At 40.5% G+C, this 19,762-nt stretch carries 13 protein-coding genes; 5 read left to right on the top strand and 8 right to left on the bottom strand.

All coding sequences use genetic code 11. The annotated features are described in order from the left end of the window. Positions 1-106: 106 nt before the first annotated feature. Complete coding sequence (locus RM368_RS16040) at positions 107-751, bottom strand: Uma2 family endonuclease (protein ID WP_322694970.1); 645 nt, start codon at positions 749-751, stop codon at positions 107-109. A gap of 226 nt (positions 752-977) precedes the next feature. Here RM368_RS16040 and RM368_RS16035 point away from each other — a divergent pair, with 226 nt between their 5' ends. After that, a complete protein-coding gene (locus RM368_RS16035; RefSeq protein ID WP_322694969.1) occupies positions 978-2,345 on the top strand; it encodes an NAD-dependent succinate-semialdehyde dehydrogenase in 1,368 nt (455 codons plus the stop codon). A 296-nt stretch (positions 2,346-2,641) separates the two neighbouring features. Then, positions 2,642-4,285, top strand: coding sequence for an acetolactate synthase large subunit (locus tag RM368_RS16030; RefSeq protein ID WP_322694978.1), 1,644 nt, complete (start codon positions 2,642-2,644; stop codon positions 4,283-4,285). 410 nt (positions 4,286-4,695) lie between these two features. On the opposite strand, the gene RM368_RS16025 is transcribed toward RM368_RS16030, so the two are convergent. Next, the gene (locus RM368_RS16025) at positions 4,696-5,187 is read right to left on the bottom strand and encodes an orange carotenoid protein N-terminal domain-containing protein (RefSeq protein ID WP_322694968.1); all 492 of its coding nucleotides are present in this window, start codon (positions 5,185-5,187) and stop codon (positions 4,696-4,698) included. A gap of 626 nt (positions 5,188-5,813) precedes the next feature. On the opposite strand from RM368_RS16025, the gene RM368_RS16020 reads away from it, so the two are divergent. Further along, positions 5,814-6,191, top strand: a complete 378-nt coding sequence (locus tag RM368_RS16020; protein WP_322694967.1) for a hypothetical protein — start codon at positions 5,814-5,816, stop codon at positions 6,189-6,191. A 112-nt stretch (positions 6,192-6,303) separates the two neighbouring features. Here RM368_RS16020 and RM368_RS16015 read toward each other — a convergent pair whose 3' ends face one another. Both RM368_RS16015 and RM368_RS16010 read right to left on the bottom strand, forming a co-directional pair. Continuing rightward, positions 6,304-7,752, bottom strand: a complete 1,449-nt coding sequence (locus RM368_RS16015) for an AAA-like domain-containing protein (protein WP_322694966.1) — start codon at positions 7,750-7,752, stop codon at positions 6,304-6,306. A 581-nt stretch (positions 7,753-8,333) separates the two neighbouring features. Continuing rightward, positions 8,334-8,729, bottom strand: coding sequence for a hypothetical protein (locus tag RM368_RS16010; protein WP_322694965.1), 396 nt, complete (start codon positions 8,727-8,729; stop codon positions 8,334-8,336). A gap of 514 nt (positions 8,730-9,243) precedes the next feature. Here RM368_RS16010 and RM368_RS16005 point away from each other — a divergent pair. Beyond that, positions 9,244-9,786, top strand: coding sequence for a Coq4 family protein (locus RM368_RS16005; protein ID WP_322694964.1), 543 nt, complete (start codon positions 9,244-9,246; stop codon positions 9,784-9,786). A 402-nt stretch (positions 9,787-10,188) separates the two neighbouring features. After that, positions 10,189-12,918, top strand: a complete 2,730-nt coding sequence (locus tag RM368_RS16000) for a zinc-dependent metalloprotease (protein ID WP_322694963.1) — start codon at positions 10,189-10,191, stop codon at positions 12,916-12,918. 229 nt (positions 12,919-13,147) lie between these two features. Here the strand turns inward: RM368_RS16000 and RM368_RS15995 are convergent, their stop codons facing one another. The 4 genes from RM368_RS15995 to RM368_RS15980 form a co-directional block, all read right to left on the bottom strand. After that, positions 13,148-15,808 carry a CHAT domain-containing protein gene (locus RM368_RS15995; protein WP_322694962.1) on the bottom strand — a complete coding sequence of 887 codons (2,661 nt, stop codon included), beginning with the start codon at positions 15,806-15,808 and terminating at the stop codon, positions 13,148-13,150. 13 nt (positions 15,809-15,821) lie between these two features. Continuing rightward, positions 15,822-16,043, bottom strand: coding sequence for a hypothetical protein (locus RM368_RS15990; RefSeq protein WP_322694961.1), 222 nt, complete (start codon positions 16,041-16,043; stop codon positions 15,822-15,824). Beyond that, positions 16,033-18,690, bottom strand: coding sequence for a filamentous hemagglutinin N-terminal domain-containing protein (locus RM368_RS15985; RefSeq protein WP_322694960.1), 2,658 nt, complete (start codon positions 18,688-18,690; stop codon positions 16,033-16,035). The genes RM368_RS15990 and RM368_RS15985 overlap by 11 nt, the downstream gene beginning before the upstream one ends. A gap of 565 nt (positions 18,691-19,255) precedes the next feature. Next, a complete protein-coding gene (locus RM368_RS15980; RefSeq protein WP_322694959.1) occupies positions 19,256-19,657 on the bottom strand; it encodes a hypothetical protein in 402 nt (133 codons plus the stop codon). Positions 19,658-19,762 lie beyond the last annotated feature (105 nt).

Genomic DNA, 19,762 nt, shown 5'->3' with positions numbered 1-19,762 from the left:
GGCATGGGCTTTAAGGTCTAGATTCTGTAATCCATTTAGTGACATACTCCTATAAAGATGAATGGAGAATGCTAGCAATTACGAATTACGAATTACGAATTACGAATTACCTGACTATGCCAGCGCGAAAAATTTGCTCTGCTGTCAAATCCAACTCTGGAAAAGTTGGCGACTCGATGCGGTCATCTCCTCGAAACTTACTAACGCGATACTCACCTTCTTCTAAACAGCAAACTAAAATAGTAGGTTGTTTGGGCTTGCCAATAAATTCTCTACCGCCCAATCCAGCATAATCTACAATCCAGTATTCAGAAATTCCTATTTCTTCTCTTCGAGACGCTACGCGAACATAATCAGCATATTTTTTCAGATAATCATCACGCCAGTTTGTACTTACCACCTCAATTGCTAAAGGAATTGATACTGCTTGAGTAACAGTTGATTCTTTTTTCCACCGAGGTTCATTAACTAAATTAGGGATATTTAGGAGTAATACATCTGGCGAGTAAGCTGATTCATTTTCAAGTGGTTTTACTAATACTGTTTTTGGTATACCATATGGCAGGCTAAGGCGACTATATTCTAAAGTGATTTTTGTAGCTAAAAATCCAACCACCTCTTCATGGTCGCCTGTTGGTGGTGGCATTTCTACTACTACCCCATCATATAGCTCGTAACGTTGTCCTGTGTTATCTGGATATTTAGCAACGAATTCATCGAATGTAACTACTTTGCGTAAGACTTGAGTCATGGCTTGATTCCTCAATTGTGCAAATTATAGCAACTTTACTTCTATTGAATTCACCAATATTAATACTTATTAGTTGGTATATTTTGTTTCAAAAATAATTGCAAAATTGTAATATTCAGCAACCAATTCTGGGTTATAAGACTAGAATTTGGGTGGTAGCTTCCAGAATTGATCTGTGTAACACTAGGAAGCCTACCGAAGCTATTTTTTAACGGGAGGTCAGGTAATGGCGATCGCCACCATTAATCCCGCCACTGGGGAGACGCTTAAAACCTTTGAGGCGCTCAATGATGCAGAAATTGCCGCTAAACTCGATTTAGCCGATCGGACTTTTGAACAGTATCGTCAGACTAGTTTCTCTCAACGATCGCAGTGGCTTTCAAAAGCTGCCGACATTTTAGAGCAAGACAAAGCAGAATTTGCTAAATTGATGACTCTAGAAATGGGTAAGCCATTTAAAGCGGCGATCGCAGAAGTCGAAAAATGCGCCGTCGTCTGTCGCTATTATGCCGAACACGCCCCTGATTTCTTGGCTGATGTCAGTGTAAAAACTGATGCCAGCCAGAGTTTTGTACGTTATCAACCAATGGGTGCAATTCTCGCGGTGATGCCGTGGAATTTCCCTTTCTGGCAAGTGTTCCGCTTTGCAGCACCAGCCCTGATGGCGGGGAATGTCGGCTTACTCAAACACGCTTCCAATGTGCCGCAGTGCGCCTTGGCAATTGAAGAGATTATCCGACGGGCAGGTTTTCCTGAAGGTGCGTTTCAAACTCTATTAATCGGTGCTGCCAAAGTTGCCGATTTAATGGGTGATGACCGCGTAAAAGCTGCCACCTTGACCGGAAGCGAACCAGCCGGCGCATCCCTCGCCGTCGCCGCCGGTAAACAAATTAAAAAAACAGTTTTGGAATTAGGAGGAAGTGACCCGTTTATTGTGTTAGAAAGTGCTGACTTAGAGACAGCAGTTGTCACAGCTACTACAGCACGAATGTTAAATAACGGGCAATCATGTATTGCAGCGAAACGTTTTATTGTCGCAGAAGCGATCGCAGACAAATTTGAAAAATTACTTTTAGAAAAATTTGAGGCGCTCAAAGTTGGCGATCCTATGCAACCAGATACCGATTTAGGCCCACTGGCAACTCCTGGTATTCTCCAGGATTTAGACCAACAAGTGCAACGTGCTATTAGCAGCGGTGGTAAAGTCATCACCGGTGGACATCCTTTTTCAGATCGTCCTGGAAACTTTTATCCGCCAACGATTATCATAGATATCCCCACCGACACACCAATTGCCAAAGAAGAATTCTTTGGCCCGGTAGCCTTGTTATTCCGGGTTCCAGATATTGATGCAGCCATTAAACTCGCTAATGACTCACCCTTTGGCTTAGGTGCAAGTGCTTGGACAACCAACGACCAAGAAAGCAATCGCTTAGTTGAAGAAATCGAAGCAGGTAGCGTGTTTATCAACAGTATGGTCAAATCCGATCCTCGGTTGCCCTTTGGTGGCATCAAGCGTTCTGGATATGGCAGAGAATTGAGTATCCAAGGTATACATGAGTTTGTCAATGTTAAAACCGTGTGGGTGAAGTGATTAGTCATTGGTCATTGGTCATTGGTCATCGGTCATTGGTCATTGGTCATTGGTCATTGGTCATTAGTCATTGGTCATAGGACTTACGCACAGGTAACGGAAAATCTAACCACAGAGGCACAGAGAACACGGAGGAATAAGAGTTTGAGAGGTATTTTGCGTAAGTCCTGAGTCAAAGAACAAAAGACAAAGAACAAATGACAAAGGACAAATGACAAATGACAAAGGACAAATGACAAATGACCAATGACAAAGAACAAAAGTCTTATTCGTTAATAGAGTTGTCGGAAAATAAAATGAATACAGCAGAATTATTGGTGCAGTGCCTAGAAAATGAAGGAGTGGAATACATTTTTGGACTTCCTGGTGAAGAAAATCTTCACGTTTTGGAAGCGCTAAAACATTCTTCAATTAAATTTATTACGACTCGTCACGAACAGGGTGCAGCATTCATGGCCGATGTCTATGGACGCTTAACCGGAAAAGCCGGAGTGTGTCTTTCTACTCTTGGCCCTGGGGCAACCAACTTGATGACTGGGGTAGCGGATGCTAATCTCGATGGTGCGCCTTTAGTGGCAATTACCGGTCAAGTGGGAACAGATAGAATGCACATTGAATCCCATCAATATTTAGATTTGGTGGCAATGTTTGCACCTGTTACCAAGTGGAATAAGCAGATTGTCCGACCGAGTATTACACCAGAAGTAGTGCGGAAAGCATTTAAGCGATCGCAATCTGAAAAACCTGGTGCAGTTCACATTGATTTGCCAGAAAATATTGCTGCCATGCCCGTCGAAGGCAAACCTTTGCGTAAGGATAATAGCGAAAAAACTTATGCATCTTTTGCTAGCATTCGGGCAGCAGCTGCCGCAATTTGCCAAGCAGTTAACCCATTAATCTTAGTCGGAAATGGAGCAATTCGCGCTCATGCAAGTGATGCGGTAACGCAATTTGCCACCTTGCTGAATATACCTGTTGCCAATACTTTCATGGGTAAAGGCGTGATTCCCTACACACATCAACTAGCTTTGTGGTCAGTGGGATTACAGCAAAGAGACTTCATTACCTGTGCCTTTGATAACACAGATTTAGTAATTGCGATCGGCTATGATTTGATTGAGTTTTCCCCGAAAAAATGGAATCGTAATGGTGAAATTCCGATTGTGCATATTGGGGTAAATCCGGCGGAAATTGATAGTAGTTATATTCCCAACGCCGAAGTTGTGGGAGATATTTCAGATTCCCTCTATGAAATCTTAAAATTAGCAGACCGCCAAGGCAAACCCGATCCCTTGGCTATTAGCTTAAGATCGGAGATTCGGGCTGATTACGAACAGTACGCCCATGATGACGGATTTCCAATCAAGCCGCAAAAGTTAATTTATGATTTACGCCAAGTGATGGGCCCAGATGATATCGTCATCTCTGATGTTGGCGCACATAAAATGTGGATGGCTCGTCATTATCATTGCCATAGTCCCAATACTTGCATAATTTCCAATGGCTTCGCAGCTATGGGTATTGCAATTCCTGGCGCATTAGCAGCAAAACTGGTTCATCCTAAGCGCAAAGTCGTTGCTGTCACAGGCGATGGCGGCTTTATGATGAATTCTCAAGAATTAGAAACAGCCTTGCGTGTCGGTACGCCTTTTGTCACGATAATTTTCAATGATGGTGGCTATGGGTTAATTGAGTGGAAGCAAGAAAATCAATTTGGCAAAGGAAACTCATCCTTTGTGCATTTTAGTAATCCTGATTTTGTCAAATTAGCCGAAAGCATGGGTTTAAAAGGCTACCGAGTTGAATCGGCTTTAGATTTGATTCCTACTTTGAAAGAAGCCCTCGCTCAAGATGTACCCGCCGTGATCGATTGTCCTGTAGATTATCGGGAGAATCACCGCTTCAGTCAAAAAGCCGGCGAGTTGACTTGTGCGTTGTAAAAAGCAGAGATGCAATTAATCGCCTCTGTACAAGAGTTAGGAGTTATTTATTCCTAACTTTTTTAGTGTTTTGGTAGGGTGCGTTACACCAAGTGCGAACGCACCACTTTATCCTTTACGGGGAACAGTTATTCACTATGAAGATCCCAGCCTACTGTACTTAATAAAGGATTGGGAAGTCTTGCAACGATCTAAATTGTTATTGCGATCGGATCGCACCTCAGTGAAGCCAAGCAATCCACTTTTCTAAAGTAATATGTCATTGCGATCGCGCAGCGTTTCGTAGAGAGGAGGAACGACGAAGCAATTCCAGCCGCAAGCGAATTGATGGCGATCGCATTCAATAGTAAGTTTATACTTGATAACCCGCAACTTGGGTTAATAGATACCCTTAACCATCCTCAAAAATTCTAAATTTCAGCACCTGATTTTGCTTCAGTACCCATTGGCCCAACATAATCACGGAAAAGAGTAATCTGCTGCTCAAATTCTAATCCTTGAATTTTGCCAAACAAAGCTTTAGCTTCGGAAGGAAGTTGATAATCATCAGGTACAGGAATGATAGTGCCATTATCCATCCCTTGAGATAATCGATACCAAAACAGGAGTTTTGTGGTATCACCCAAAGAGCCATACTCACGAGAAATTTGGGTATCCGCTTTATTAATCAAATCACGCTGAACTTGTAATTGTTGTTCGTGAGATAATTCCTTAACTTGATTAAATAAACCTTCGGCTATTTCTGGAGAAACAGTACTGGCTCCAGGAGCAGCTGGAGTAATTGAACTTCCCATTTCTTTATAGATAAACCAAAACAAAGCAAGTTGTTGATCTACATTTAAGTTTTGCCAAGCTTGAACGTGTTCGCGAATAGTTGGATCGTTGGTTTGTGTGTATGTCATGATTAATTTCAATTGCAATTACTTATTTATTCTTAAGCAATGTTACCAAATGTATATTTGGAGTTTTACCCTACTGAAGACATATGTCTTAAAATCATAAAGAAGATCGTTCAAAGCCACAATAATGCTTGACAAGTGCCAAATGAAATAGTTGGCAATTAAAAGTCTGCTGCCAAATTGAATAATTGTTAAAAGCTATTTCCCTGGATAGATGTTATTTTTATTGTACTTGTCCAAATCCAGTGATAGCGAGTTTGCGAACATTATTAGTAATTACTGAAAAGGGGAAAAGGTTAAAGGTTAAAGGGAAAGGAAAAATTCCATTCCTTTACCCCTTCCCCTTTGCCCATTCCCCTCTTCTTCATAAATGAAGAATCGTTAATCTCTTTTTTTGCGGATTGCGTTGGCTAGCAAATACCGCAGGCATAGCTCTTCATAATTCAGTTTTTCATTATTTTCTTAACTGTCTTCTTAACTGTCTTAACTGTCATTGCATTTTTTTGAAGATAGCTGGAAAATACAAACGTAATATTCAGAAGCACAGAAAGAACCCATCTTTAAAAACAGTTATTTGCCAATAATGCAATTATATCAATCAATTCTATTCTTTGGGAGAAGAAAAATTTGTGAATTCATTCAACGAAAGACAAAGTTACATACTAACACAAGGTCAAGGCATTTATCTGTCTGGCAATCCCGTTAAAACTGAAAGTTTTTCTATTCAAAAGACCCTACGCAATGGTGGAAAAATCCGTTTCAAAATTCGTTATTCTGCTGAACTACAGGGTTTCTGTCTGCTAGAAATTTTTCTAATGAGAACACAAAATGGAACACTAACTGCTAGCATGACTATCCCCAATAGTGGTTCGACAGCTAGTTTTCAAGAACAAGAGCAAGAATTTGGTATTTGGGAGCCAGAAGATTATTACTTCTTTTTCAAAATGTCTTCCAATAATGGAAAATTTTATATCGAGAATTATCAGCTTTATTGGTCAAACAATTAATTATTTTTCGTTGGAAACCTTGTTTCTAATCTCTAGAGAATCGCAAGATAGGGGATTAAAGGAAGCCAGCCATTACGTGAACCTCAGAAAAAGAGTTTGTGACAGTTTGTTCTCAAGCACGTTTTTGCAATGATTCATATTCAAATTCAGCAACACCTAGTTGTTTTCTAAAGTAAGCACGGTAGAGTTCACAACGCGGTAAGATGCGATCGCTTTCATAAGCGATCAAACCCAAGCTTTCGAGCTTATGAGCGTCAATGGGATTGAGAGAAATACTTTGCTTTGCCGCTACAACGTCAACATACGCCTTTACTAAACTAGGATTTTCTTGTAAGATTGCCCAGTGTCGCCATAGATGATAGCGATAGATACCGCCGTTAGCGATCGCATCTTCTATGAGTTCTTCTAAGGTCATTCCTTGACAGCATAGATAATATAAAGCAATCCGAATCAGTGCTGGATGTCCCCCTACAAGAGACATCAGTTGCTTAACTTCGTTATCAGAAGTCCAATCTAAACCATGTCGTAGAGCTAAGTATTTTACTTGGTGGGTAGTAAATTCTGGCAGACGGATCGGTAGTCCAATATTAAATGGAGAACGGTTGATATCCAGCGAGACATATACTTCTGTGGAGTAAACTACCACTAGTCTGAGTTTCTGCAAATTGCCATCTTGTCGTGCTTCTTCATACCAAGAGCGCAACAAACCAAAGAACTCTGGAGCAATTTCTGGATATTCAAAAAAGCGATCGACCTCATTTAAAACTAAAACTACTGGATTTTTGCACTGCTTAAGCAAATAAGATTGCAAATATAAACTGCAACTTAACTTACAACCTATTTCCTTATCCCAGTTTTCATCTAGCTTTGGCTCAATGCCTAATTCTGTTGCAATTTGCCAACAAAAAGAACGCAAAAGTTTATTTAAGTCTGTCAGACAGCTTGAATCGATTTGGTTGCAATTCACATTCACCGAGCGATAACTTTGCATCTTGGCAAAGGCTAACAGCCGCAGCACAAGAGAACTTTTTCCCATTTCTCTTGGTGCTCGAATCCGGATCACACAGCCTGGTTGAATTACTTCTCGATAAACAAGTTCCTCGATGGGGGGACGATCGACATAGAAGGGGGAATCTACAGGTACTGGACCATCTGGGTATGACCAAAGATTTTCGAGCTGGTTGTGGTGTTGAGTCGCAAAAGAATCTAAGGATAAAGACGAAAATAATTTTCTTTCTCCTGTATCTAAACTCATTGAGAGAGTTTGAGAACCTTCACTACGATCTGGCTCACTCAGGATTGCATAGTCTTCGCTGCATAATTCTAGGTTAAAGGCGCTAAAGCACAATTTCAAGGTTTTTTGATCCACGCCTGTATTCAATGACCATAATCGGTTTAGAGTTTTGGTAGATACCTTCATGCGATCGCCTAAATCTTCTAGAGTGAAGCGATGTCCATTGTTTTCTACCTTTTCTATAGCCAGAATTGCCCTTTGTAAACGCTTCAGCCCAGCGATCGTTAAGATAAGTCCCCGCTTTCGTGTACTCTTAGATTGCTTCATATCATCAATTATCTATCTACTTTTTTCTGACCGTCTTAGCTATCTCTTCATTGTTTCATGTTTTTAAGTAGTTATTGAACAGTTACTTACCCGTTCTTAAAGTGTTTTTCAGCTAGTAAAAAAATATACATTTATATTTGAAAATAGTTAGATGGGTAGGTATAAATAAACGTCACTACATCAATTGCCATTTTTGCTATTTCTATGGAAAGGTGCAGACATTTCTGTATCAAGCATCCTTTACCATTTGCAAATAAAAAATCACAAGCCTTAATAGTTCACTTTATTTATACTGTCTTATTAAGTGTTATAAAAATTACACCTTAGAAGTAGGAGAGGAATGGAAGTGAGGTATTTTGAATGCAACACGCAGTAGGGGCGCATAGCTAACTATGCGCCCCTACTAAAGACTTATATTTTAGGCAACTGAGAAACGCTATAATCTTTCATCAAGAAGAGTAAGCGCGTTACCCAAGAAGTATTTGAAGACTTTGTTGATTTATTACCAACGTCTCTATGCGTAACTAATTTATTGGCGAAAAGTTATTACTACTTGCTGCCAATAGGATATTCTGACGCATTTAGCGTGCAACTTTGTTTGTGATATTTCTGCCCGCCTTTGCCGCACTATCCCCTACATCACTAGCAGTTTCTTGAGCGCCCTCTACATACCCAGATCCAAATTCTTTAAAGGCTTCTCCTGACTGTTGACCAATCTTCTGAAGTCGTTCGCCAGGAGAAGCTTCTGTTTCACGAGCGTCTTTAAACCACTGTCCTACTGTTTTCGGTCTTTGAGCATCATTCTGCTCTACTTGTTCACGAACTCTCTCTTTTAAGCCTTTGTCATTTTGCCCATCACTAACATTCGTTGTCAGCATTAGAAAACCAACTAGGACAACAGCTAAAAAACCTTTGATCTGAAGTCCTTTAAGCAAGGAATTGATGTGACTAATCGTCCTAGAAACCAAATTTATCATGCCAATTAACTTATTTTTTGGAGTACTAGTAAAGACTAACTATAAAAAGGCAATCATCCGTCTAGCAAAAGGCATATCTTAGTTATAAAAAAGAAAGGCTTATTCAACCCTGGGGAAGAGAGAACTTATTTACGCTCTTTTGTGGATCTGAAAAAATACAATATTTGTAGATTGGGTTAAACAGAGTGAAACCCCCAACAAAAGCAAGGATTCTTGGTGTTAGGTTACTCTGCGGGAAGCCTCTTTGTGTCTACGTTCGTCAACTAAAGCTACACCTGTATTGATAAAAACTAGTCACAACAAGGGTTTCTTATTTTTATCTGTCAAGATTTCTAGTCTGTTATTTGGCATATTCACCTAACTCTGTCCTTAACAGTTATTCGATATTAGATAACTTTGTATAAAAGTCTACCACTGGCTCTTTCTCAACTGTTGTTAGCCCATTACGGAGAAGTATTATGCTCAAAAAACTACAACAACTCAAAGCAATTCTGGCTTATAAAAACTCAGAAATTTGGGTGATATTGCTATTCTTAAATCCGAGTTTTTTGGTACTAAAGTTTCTTCAACAGTTGCTTCCAAACTACAACCAATAGTAGGATATTATCCCGCAATTGATTTGAACCAATTAAACCAATATCCTCAAGGCACTTTTGGACGAGAATATGCCAATTATATGCAAGCAAATCAACTAAAACCATTAAATATTAGTCCTGAACTAGAAGACATTGCCAAACGTAATCTATTTGCTCTGCGATATTTAGTTACCCATGATATTTTTCATGTCTTGCTTGATTTTGACACCACTTATGCAGGAGAAATTGGTGTACTTGCTTTTGCTGCTACACAAAACTACAGTAAATCACTTCAAATCAGTCTGTGCTTGGCTAGATTGCTCTATCCAATTTTAGCTCCCCAACAAATCAAAGCGATTTTCGCCAACCTGGAGAAAGGGCGAGAACTAGGCAAGAAAGCTGATTTTCTGTTGGGCTACCGCTTTGAAGACTATTGGGAAGAACCAATTGACCATCTGAGAAAAAAGTTGAGATTACCATAAATTTCCACAATTCATCCGAAAAAAGGATTTACTTGCTTAATAACAGCTTTTTTAAAAGCCCTGCTCTTTTTTTATAAAAAATGCTTGATATTGCTTAGGCTGCCAAATGTAGCGCTAAATACATTTTTAATGCTAAATTTGGTTTTTAATACAGATATAAGCAAAAAAAACATATATCTTTGGCGGTAAAAATTATCTGCCTTAAGACATAAATACTTAATAGGTAATTCCTAAAGAGCTATTAATAACAATTAATATTCACAGACTTTTAGGTTAGAGACATTGTTTATCTGACTAAGTGGATTTATATGGTAGTCCTTAGATATTTGAAGGGCTTGCAGATGACAAACTAATCCACATTTTTCCTTAACACGATAACTGCTTCAGGTGGAAAGCCAAAGGATGAAATACTGGATAACGAAATTAATAATCTGTATAGTATTACTGTCTAACTTGTTTCTATCAAATGATTATGCAGGAGCAAACCAACTTTCAAATACTTCTAATATTGATGTACAGCAATTAAATACACTGCCAGTAGTTGAAAACGTAGCAAGTGCTGACAAGAATCTTGCTGAGATTAAAAAGGAGGATTTTTGCCGATTTAATGGGATTGTTAATCGGGTAGATAAACTAGAGGGACTTTTCACACTTTATTGCAGCGAGGATTCGGGAAAAGTTTTCTTAGAACTGAAGCCAGAGCAGCTAAATAAAGATTATCTAGCTATAGTGACATTGGAATCAGGGGTTGGGGAAAGCGGGATTTATAGTGGATTACCTCTTGCTGATTTTATATTTTATTTCCAAAAAGTAAATAATAGATTGCATTTTGTTGTGCGGAATTTAAAATTCCGTACAGATAGTATACCAGAACAGCGATCGCTTGCTCGCTCATTTAGCGATTCAGTCCTTTATTCACTCGAAATAGCTACTATCGATCCAAAAAGTAAAAATATTCTGCTCGACCTGAATGGACTGCTAATGCAGGATTTACCTGGATTAACTCCTATATTAAAATATTCTTTACAAGCTGATTACCGCTTAGATGTACGCAAATCATATTTTGGCGATGTTAACAGCTTCCCTGAAAACGTAGAGATTGATTCGATTTACGGTTTTTCATCACTAGAAGGCTCAAATTTAATCGCTGTACCCGATAGCAGGGCACTCACTCTAAAGGTACACTACAGTTTTTCTCAGTTGAGAGAAAACAATGGTTATATTCCCAGACTTGCTGATGACAGAGTTGGATATTTTACTACTGCTTTCCAAGATTTCTCTAATAATAATGCTCGCGAATCATTTGTACGTTATATTAATCGCTGGCATCTAGAACCATCCAATCCTGATGCTCCCTTATCTCCACCCAAAAAACCAATTGTGTATTGGATTGAAAATGCCGTACCACTAGAATACCGCGATGCGATTCGTGAAGGTGTTTTGATGTGGAACAAAGCATTTGAAAAAGCTGGATTTCAAAATGCCATTGAAGTGCAGCAAATGCCAGATGATGCTGATTGGAAACCAGCAGATGTACATTACAACACCATTCGCTGGTTCAATTCTTTAGATGCAGGTTTTGCCAAAGGGCCGATGCGCGTCAACCCATTCACCGGGGAAATATTGGATGCAGATATCATTGTGGATGCCAATATGGTGCGTTTAGTTCAGCAAGAATATCACGCACTGATGGAAGCAAATTCATGTCAAGAAAATACCAAAGGACGTGAAGACGTGGGGAAATTCCTGGATAGATTTGCGTCATCTTCCTCTGCTCACTTTTTCTCCTCAGAGTCTTGCTATGGTATGGAATCTTCAAATCAAGCAGTTATGGGGGCGCTGGCGTTGTCAATGTTGCCAAACACTACATCTAGTAGTGAAACGATGAAGGAGTATGTGCATCAATATTTGCGTTCTCTCATCGCTCACGAAGTCGGGCACACTCTGGGTTTGCGCCACAACTTTTACGGCAGCACCATGTTAGCGCCAGAAGAATTAAATAATACTGAAATCACTCGCACCAAAGGTTTAGTGGGTTCGGTGATGGACTATGTACCTGTGAACATAGCACCACAGGGAGTACAGCAAGGTGACTATTTCCCAAGAGTTATTGGGCCTTATGACGAATGGGCAATTGAGTATGGTTATAAAAGATTTCCATCAACAGCCCTTGAGGTAACGATTCCAGAATCAGAAAAAAGTTTTTTAGACCAGATAGCCCTAGCGTCGCCTCAACCAGAATTATCTTATGCAAGCGATGAAGATATCTGGGACATCAATCCTTTAGCAAATGTCTGGGATATGAGTAGTGATGTGCTACTGTATTCGCAGTGGCAAATGGATAATGCTCGTTTTATATGGCAGCGTCTCGATCGGGGTTATCTCTCGAAAACAGAAAGCTATAGTAATCTACGCCTTAAGTTTAATAAAGTACTTAAATATTATTTTCGGAATGCCACTTTGCTTTCTAAATACATTGGTGGACAATCGTTTCGGCGTCTCCATACCAGTAATGATGCTTGGGCATTTGTACCAGTTTCACTTTTAAAACAACGCCAAGCATTGACAAAGTTGCAAGAATATGTATTTGCAGATGATGCTTTCAGCTTTTCACCACAATTGCTCAATCAACTAGCACCATCGCGTTGGGAACACTGGGGTAGTTCTGCATCTAATAACCGCCTTGATTATCCAATTCACGATCGCATTTTGAGTTTTCAAAGTATGATATTGCGATCGCTATTAGACAGCGATCGCCTGAATCGGTTACAAGATATAGAATTAAAAACTCTGCCTGGAGAAGCGCTTTCCATACCAGAATTGTTCGACACCCTGCAAACAGGCATCTGGACAGAAATTTTCGCCCCCGGAGAGCCAAAGCCAATTTCTAGCATCCGGCGTTCATTGCAACGGGAGCATCTGAATATTTTGTTACAGATGATGTTGGGTACTACTAATACACCTGAAGATGGTCGGACATTGGCTTGGTATAAATTGCGCCAACTCCAAAAAGCTATTGATGTCAAACTCAAACAACTTGGCGAAAGTCTTGATGTTTACACCTTAGCTCACTTAGAAGCTTCTGGCGATCGCATTACTAAAGCATTAAACGCACAATTACTTTCTAGGTAGACATAATAAATTGGGCATTGGGCATTGGACATGGAGAAGAGACAAAGGAGACAAGGAACAAGCGAGAGACAAAGAAGAGAGTTTCAATAATTCCTCCTTGTCCCCCTTGTCTCCCTTGCCCTCTGCTCCCCTGCTTATTCTCTTGTTTCCATGTCCCATGTCCAATGCCCCACTTCCCCGAGATAGCGCGTTCTTTATGAAAACATTGATTGGCAGATTTTTTCAAAAATTATAACCAATTGCCCAGAAGAACATAAGGGGCCCAAAAATATGGACGATTTTCTTTAGCTAAAATCGCAAGTTGGGCGCGTTGCAGAGCTTGGGCTTTAGTTACTCCAGCATCTAATTGTCGGTATAATTCACCCATAAAGTCGCTAGTAGATTTATCATCTACCGTCCACAAAGTTGCTAGGGTACTGCGTGCGCCCGCCCGCACCGCAACTCCAGCTAACCCCAAAGCGGCTCGTTTGTCTCCTGTGGCAGTTTTACAGGCACTAAGGACAAGTAATTCAATTGTTCCTCGTTGGCTTTCACTCCTAGCTTTGAGTAAATTATCTAGCTCTCTAACCTTCAGTAAGCTATCCCAAGTAAGAATATAGGTTTGTTCAATGTCTGAACTAAATTGCCCATGAGTAGCTAGATGCACTACTGAAAAGGAAGTAGATTGAATTTGCTTTTGCAGATTAGCTTTAGTGAACTGTTGATTTAAGAGTTCTTTAGTTGATTTCACTTCAGATTGGACTAGTTTTAATTCCTGTGTAACATTTGAGAGTTTGGGAAAAGATTTACCTTCAATCAAGCGTTCTTGCTCAACCCCAGCAATTAAAGCGTTTAGCCGCCGCACGTTATGTAAAGGCTTAGGATCGAGGAGTTGTAGTCCGGGCATTAAAGAAACAGCATACTTTTCTATCAGATATTTCTGCTGTTGGCGATCGTAAAGAATCGCCATTGGAATGTTTCGCAAAGAACCATCCAGTACAAACACTAGGGATGTGATATCTGCATTTGCTAAATCTGATTCAATAGGTTTAATTAACCAATCATATAACTGTTGTGAATGCTGCTTAACATCAGGCTCCCGGCTAGCAATGGGTAAATCTTTCTGTAGTTGTTCTACAACGTTTTCTAAGACATTCTTAGGAACTTTAGTTGTTTGACGGGAGATTGCATCTTGCCCTGGCAACCTAGTAATAATTTCCAGTCGATTATCTAAAATAATTGGATAGATAACAACCGTAAATTTTTGCTTTTCAACTAATTGATCGAGGTTAACTCTTGGCAACAAACAGGGCGAACGAAAGAAATTATCTAGTTCTGCTAACTGGAGAGATTCAATTACCTGACGGGCTTGAAGGAGATTATCTGGCTTTTGAAGAGTATTTTCCTGAAGTTGCAGCAGTAAATCAACGTACTGTCGATATACGGGTTCTACGCTTTCGCGGAAAGAAAATTGTACGTCAGGATTAATCGCAACTAAATCATTACGAAGGGATTTGAGGGCATTATAAGCTCGATTATAAGCAGCTGTTGCTGCTGAGATATCGGATTGCTTTTGCAGTATCCGTCCTATCTGCCAATGCCATTGATAGGCAATGTCTTGAGCATCAATAGATTCGGCTTTCACCAAGGCTTGTTGTGTAAGGCTTTTAGCATCGGCTAGCTGTCCGCTTTGTTCGTACAAACCACCAAGAGTACCAAGAGCATAAGACTCGGTTCGTTCATCTTTTAAACTCTTAGCTATTTGGACAGCTTGCGCTAACATCTTTGCAACATCTTTTGGCCCAACTGAGTTCTGTGTCATTTTGCTCAGACTTTGGGCAAAGTTAATTCGGTAATTAACAGCCGTCCGACTTGGAGGTAAACTGTCTATCTGAGACTGAATTTGAGATAATAATGCTTTTGCTGTGCTAAATTCCTTTTGCTCTATCAGTAGTCTTAATAAATTTAGTTGAGCCAAAAGACGTACAGTAGGTTTAATTGATGGAATCTGCGCTGCCTGTTGATAGTATTGAATTGCTGTTTGCGTATAATCTTTGGCGCTGCTTGAGTTACCCAAACTAAGTTGAGCGTACATTTGAGCGCGGGCTGTATTACCTAAACTTAGTAAAGCATTACTTTGAGCGATCGCATCTTTCACTCGTCTAGCCACAGAATAACTTTCTTTAAGAATTTTGTGCGAATCGTCTAAATAACCCAAACTTCGCCGGACATTCCCTAAGTTATACAATCCTGTCGCTTTTATAGGAGAGTCTAGTTGGTTTTTAAGAATTTCTCGGACTGAGGTTAAGGTTTTATCTGCTTGGAGATAATTTCCCAAAGCTTGCATTGCTTGGGCTTGATTAATGCGATCGCGAACCAGTGCAGATGTATCATCTAAGCGTTGATAAATTTCAGTTGCTGATTGCCAAGTACTTAGGGCTACTTCAGTTTGTCCCTGTGCTAATTCCAGTCCACCTCGAACATCTAAAGCTTGGGCTAAGATTTGTGAAGAATTTGCATCTATGAGATTTTGTAATAGTTTAATACTTTGTGTAATAGCTTCAGTTGCCTCTTGCCATTGTCCTAATTCCTGATAGGCTAAACAAAGATTGCTTAAAGCTATAGCTTCATTCAATACATCATTAGTAGCTTTAAATTCAGCTACTGCTTTTTTGAGAAGTTGTACCCCTTCTACAAACTGTCCTGCTTCATAAAGTGCTTGACTTTGCTGTACTAAGCTAGAAGTCTGGGTTGGGTTGACAGCAGGTGTAGTTGCTAAAACAGAATTAAATCCAACTTTAGATTTTGCAAATGCTGCTGTTAAATAATTAGATGAATCAAAAAAATATGGTAAAAAGGCACATAGTAATACAGTCAATAATGCTATAAAAAAATGCTGAAAAAATTTCATATAATTTTAAAACTTACTTTCTTAGAGGTTGTTTGAAAAGTGGTTGATTTGTTGGTGTTTTGGGTGACGGTGGTTGGACATCCTGCGGTGGCGGAAGTTGCAAAAGCGAGGGAGAATTGTTTTGGGATGGTTGTACGCGATTGAGTGTCTGTGCCCTGCTGGGTGTAGTTATCAGGCTGTTGAACAATATCAGCAAGCAGGACACTATCAAACCATGAGTAACTTTAGCTACCATGACACTGAATAGGGTTGTGTCTGAAAGTGTAGGGTGCGGCAGATGAATTAGCACTCAAGACTATTTGTCCTTTAGCGTTTAGCGTCGCACCTGTGGCTTCAACAATGCGTTTGGGAGTGGAGGTAGTTGTACTGCTAACAGGTGGTATGGAACGGTTTTTGTTAGTGGGTTTAACAGACACCCAATCGATTTGAGGCGCATCAGGAGTGAGAATGTCTTTGGGATTAGGTGGTAAACCGCCGCGTCCAGCGATCGCAAATCTGTTTTGAGCATAATCTGGACTGTAGCAGTCTTGAGCCACTTTAGTGTCAACTGGTATTGTTGGCAATTCTAAGCCACTGTTAGGGTCAGTATCTAGGGTGTTGAGTTCTACAGTGCCTTGTGTACCAAATTCTGAACTAGCAGTGATATCACTCAACACAGTTGGACTTTTACGGAACTCGATACCATAAATACCATTGGCTTGAATATCCACTCTCCCACCACTGCCTGTGAAAGCATTGGCAGTGATGTCACTATTTTCACTTGGAACAGCGAGGATGAAGCCATTAGGGGCATTGATGGTGATATTACCGCCGTTTCCACCAGCCTCTTGAGTGCCTGCGGTGGTTGATATCTGACTGCCACGGCGCATTAGCAAAAAGTCCTGCGGGTGCAACTCAATATTACCACCCTCGCCTAATGTGGTTGTAGCTGAAATCACTCCTTGGTTGTCTAAGTTAATAGAGCGAGCCTGTACCCGAATGTTACCTGCATTAGCAGTTTCCTGACCTCGTACGCGAGCAAGCAGACCACTGGCAGAACCATCATTATCAACTTTATCAACTATAGTCGGATTGGATTGCTGGTAAAACCGATTAGAGTAAGTCGGATCGCTCCCAAAAATTTTTACGCTGTTAGTGGCTGTTACCTTGATGTCACCTGCACGTCCGGTGCCGAAGGTACTGGTGATGACTTGTCCGCCATTAGTAGCCTCAAGGGTGTTAACCTCAACAGTGATATTACCGCCTGGAGAGGCATTTCTAGTTCGCGCACTCAAAACTCCTCCGTCTGATACGCCCAATTTCCCAGTAGTCACATTAATATTGCCACCCTGACCAGCGCCTTGTTTCTCAGTAGAAGTCACCAAGCCGCTAGAGTATCTCCCTTTTGGATCTGTATTAACCCCAGAAATGTTGACAGAGCTAAAAGCATTGACGGGATAGATATTAATATCGCCTGCATTCCCTTCTCCCTCGGTTAAGGACGATATTTGACTACCGTTGGTTAAGGTGAGTTCCCCAGTCGTGATATCAATCTTGCCACCATCTCCTAACCCAGAAGTATTGCTTTTGACTAAGCTATTATCGACAGAGACGGTATTTTGAGCATTAATAGTCACGTCTCCAGCACGTCCTTCTGTAAAGGTGCTGGTAGTTAGTTTAGAGTCATTGGTTAAATATAATGACCCAGTTTGAATATTGATGTCACCAGAATTGCCAACGCCAGTTCCTTCTTTAGGTAGATTCGTACCAATGAAACTATTTGCAATAGATACAGACTTATTAGCTTGCACAAATATACCTTTAGTCTCCCCCTCACCGTAGACCCTGTTGCTGAGTGTAGCGGCGTCGGTTAAGGAGAGCGACCCTGCCTTAATCAGGATACTGCCAGAATTACCTACGGCTTCATCTTCCACATCATTGTAGATATAGCTTTTGCCGGAAATTTTTATTTCTTCCGTAGCATCAAGCGTAATATCTCCTGCTGGAGTGCCATCTGACTCAAAATTACTTTCTATCCCAGCCTCAAGACTACTTTCTTCCAAAACATCTAAATTTTGTGCGTTGATTGCAATACTACCTCTTCCTTTGTTAGTTACACTAACATAAGAATTATTCGTAAGTAATACATCTGCTCGTTGCACTTGTGCAGGGTAATTTAAACGTAGAGTATTAGCCTCAAGATTTAGTCCTACTGTTCCCGATCCTGCCACTCCTCCCAACTCAATTCGACCATCCGGTGCTATCAACTGTGCGTTATCTAAGGTGACATTGCCTCCCACTAACAACAAATTCTGACCGTTATCAACCAACAGTGATGCTCGATTTACTTGAATAGAATTAATCGGCTGATTGGCAATTTGATTGAAGAGAAAAGCAGAAGGATTCACTGTCAGTAATTTAGGATTATTAGGAGTAGAAGCACTGAAAAAGCCTTGATTTTTAAAATCGATGGCATTGGCTGTTGTCGCTACAAACGAACCACGCATGTCCAGTGTGGCATTCGGGCCAAAAACAATCCCTTTAGGGTTAATTAGAAATAGGTTGGGATTAGAATAACCAGAGGTGCTGAGAGTTCCCATAATCTCGGAGCGACTACCACCCGTCACCCGAATTAAAATATTTTCGATAGCCGCGTTAGGACTAACGAAATCAACTCTTTGTTCTTTGCCAATATTGAATTGCTGAAAGCTGTGGAACAAGTTGCGACCTGCCTCGGTTCCTCCAGTGATGCTAATATTGTCTTTGGAGGAGTTAACCACGGAATTGGTAGGCAAGGTTGTATCTGGAACTGGGACGTTTTGTGCTTGGGTAGGGCTGAACTCGGCTAGACATAAAAGAAAAATCCCGCCTGTAAGCCAGAATGTGTGAGTGTGCTGTTTCATTGGTAACTGAGAATAATTAAGAATCAGCCTAGTGTCGCAAGACGGAAGTCAAAAGTCAAAAGATTTTAATTTTGGGCTTTCTGGCTGTTTTGAATGGTATGTTTATTTCCGCCGACCTGTACTAGTGCCTACCGTTTGCTTAGATCAAGCCCACTACTAACAAGCAAATGGCTGATTGGATGTACTTTTTTTACACAATTGCCTCAACTTTGCCTAAACCTTGGATAAGCTAGTAGGCATTTTAATTGTTGACATTCCCTGCCACTGTGATGCTGTTTTCTAGTACTGCTCTATTTATAAATCCGCTATATGGCAGAGCTATTATTAGGACGGGATCAACACTACACAATGTAGCGGCAATTCATAAATTGCCGCTACGTGACGACTAGGTTTCGGCTTTTGTTCGCGTAATAACTCAACGTGAGTTCGACGAATTTTAAAAACCCCGCTTCCATTCCTCTCCCCTGCAAGGAGAGAGGCTTAAAAACCTTAATTTTTCGTTGACCTTTAAAAATATTTAAGCCTCTCTCCGTGTCCAAGAGGGGTTGGGGAGAGGTCATCGAACTCACGTTAACTCAATGCGATATGTCAGCTCGTAATTAGCTGGACGAATCTTGGTGAATGCGATCGAATCGTATCCGGATTGAGATAATTGAGATAAGCTTCTAGAGCCAAGACTCGTCTTACTCGTATTCTCAGGAGATAGTTCTACGAGAACTTCTACTTCTACACGAACTGAGTCTTCAAACTGCTCGGAAGGCACAGAGAGGTTTTTCTTGTCTCCAGCGCACATAGTAAAATTCCAATCTTGTTTGAGATTGTCAGCTTGGACTATCAGCGATATTTTGTCGCAAACACCTCCACTAGCTAGAGTGCTTTTGCACTCAAGAAATTTTAAAATTAATACTTTATCCCCTGGTATTTTAATATTACCATCGTCTAGGCAATCGTTGTTTAGCTCGGACATACAAACCTCTAAGAAGTAGTATTAAATATTTACCTTTGCCAATTGCTTAGTAAGCTCGACTTTATCCATTTTTGCATCTTGCGATCGCTAAATCTGAAACCTTTG

This window comes from Nostoc sp. DedSLP03, from assembly GCF_034530815.1.
Taxonomy (GTDB): Bacteria; Cyanobacteriota; Cyanobacteriia; order Cyanobacteriales; family Nostocaceae; genus Nostoc.
Note: the sequence above shows the minus strand (reverse complement) of the source record. Positions and strands in the feature narration are given on the sequence as shown.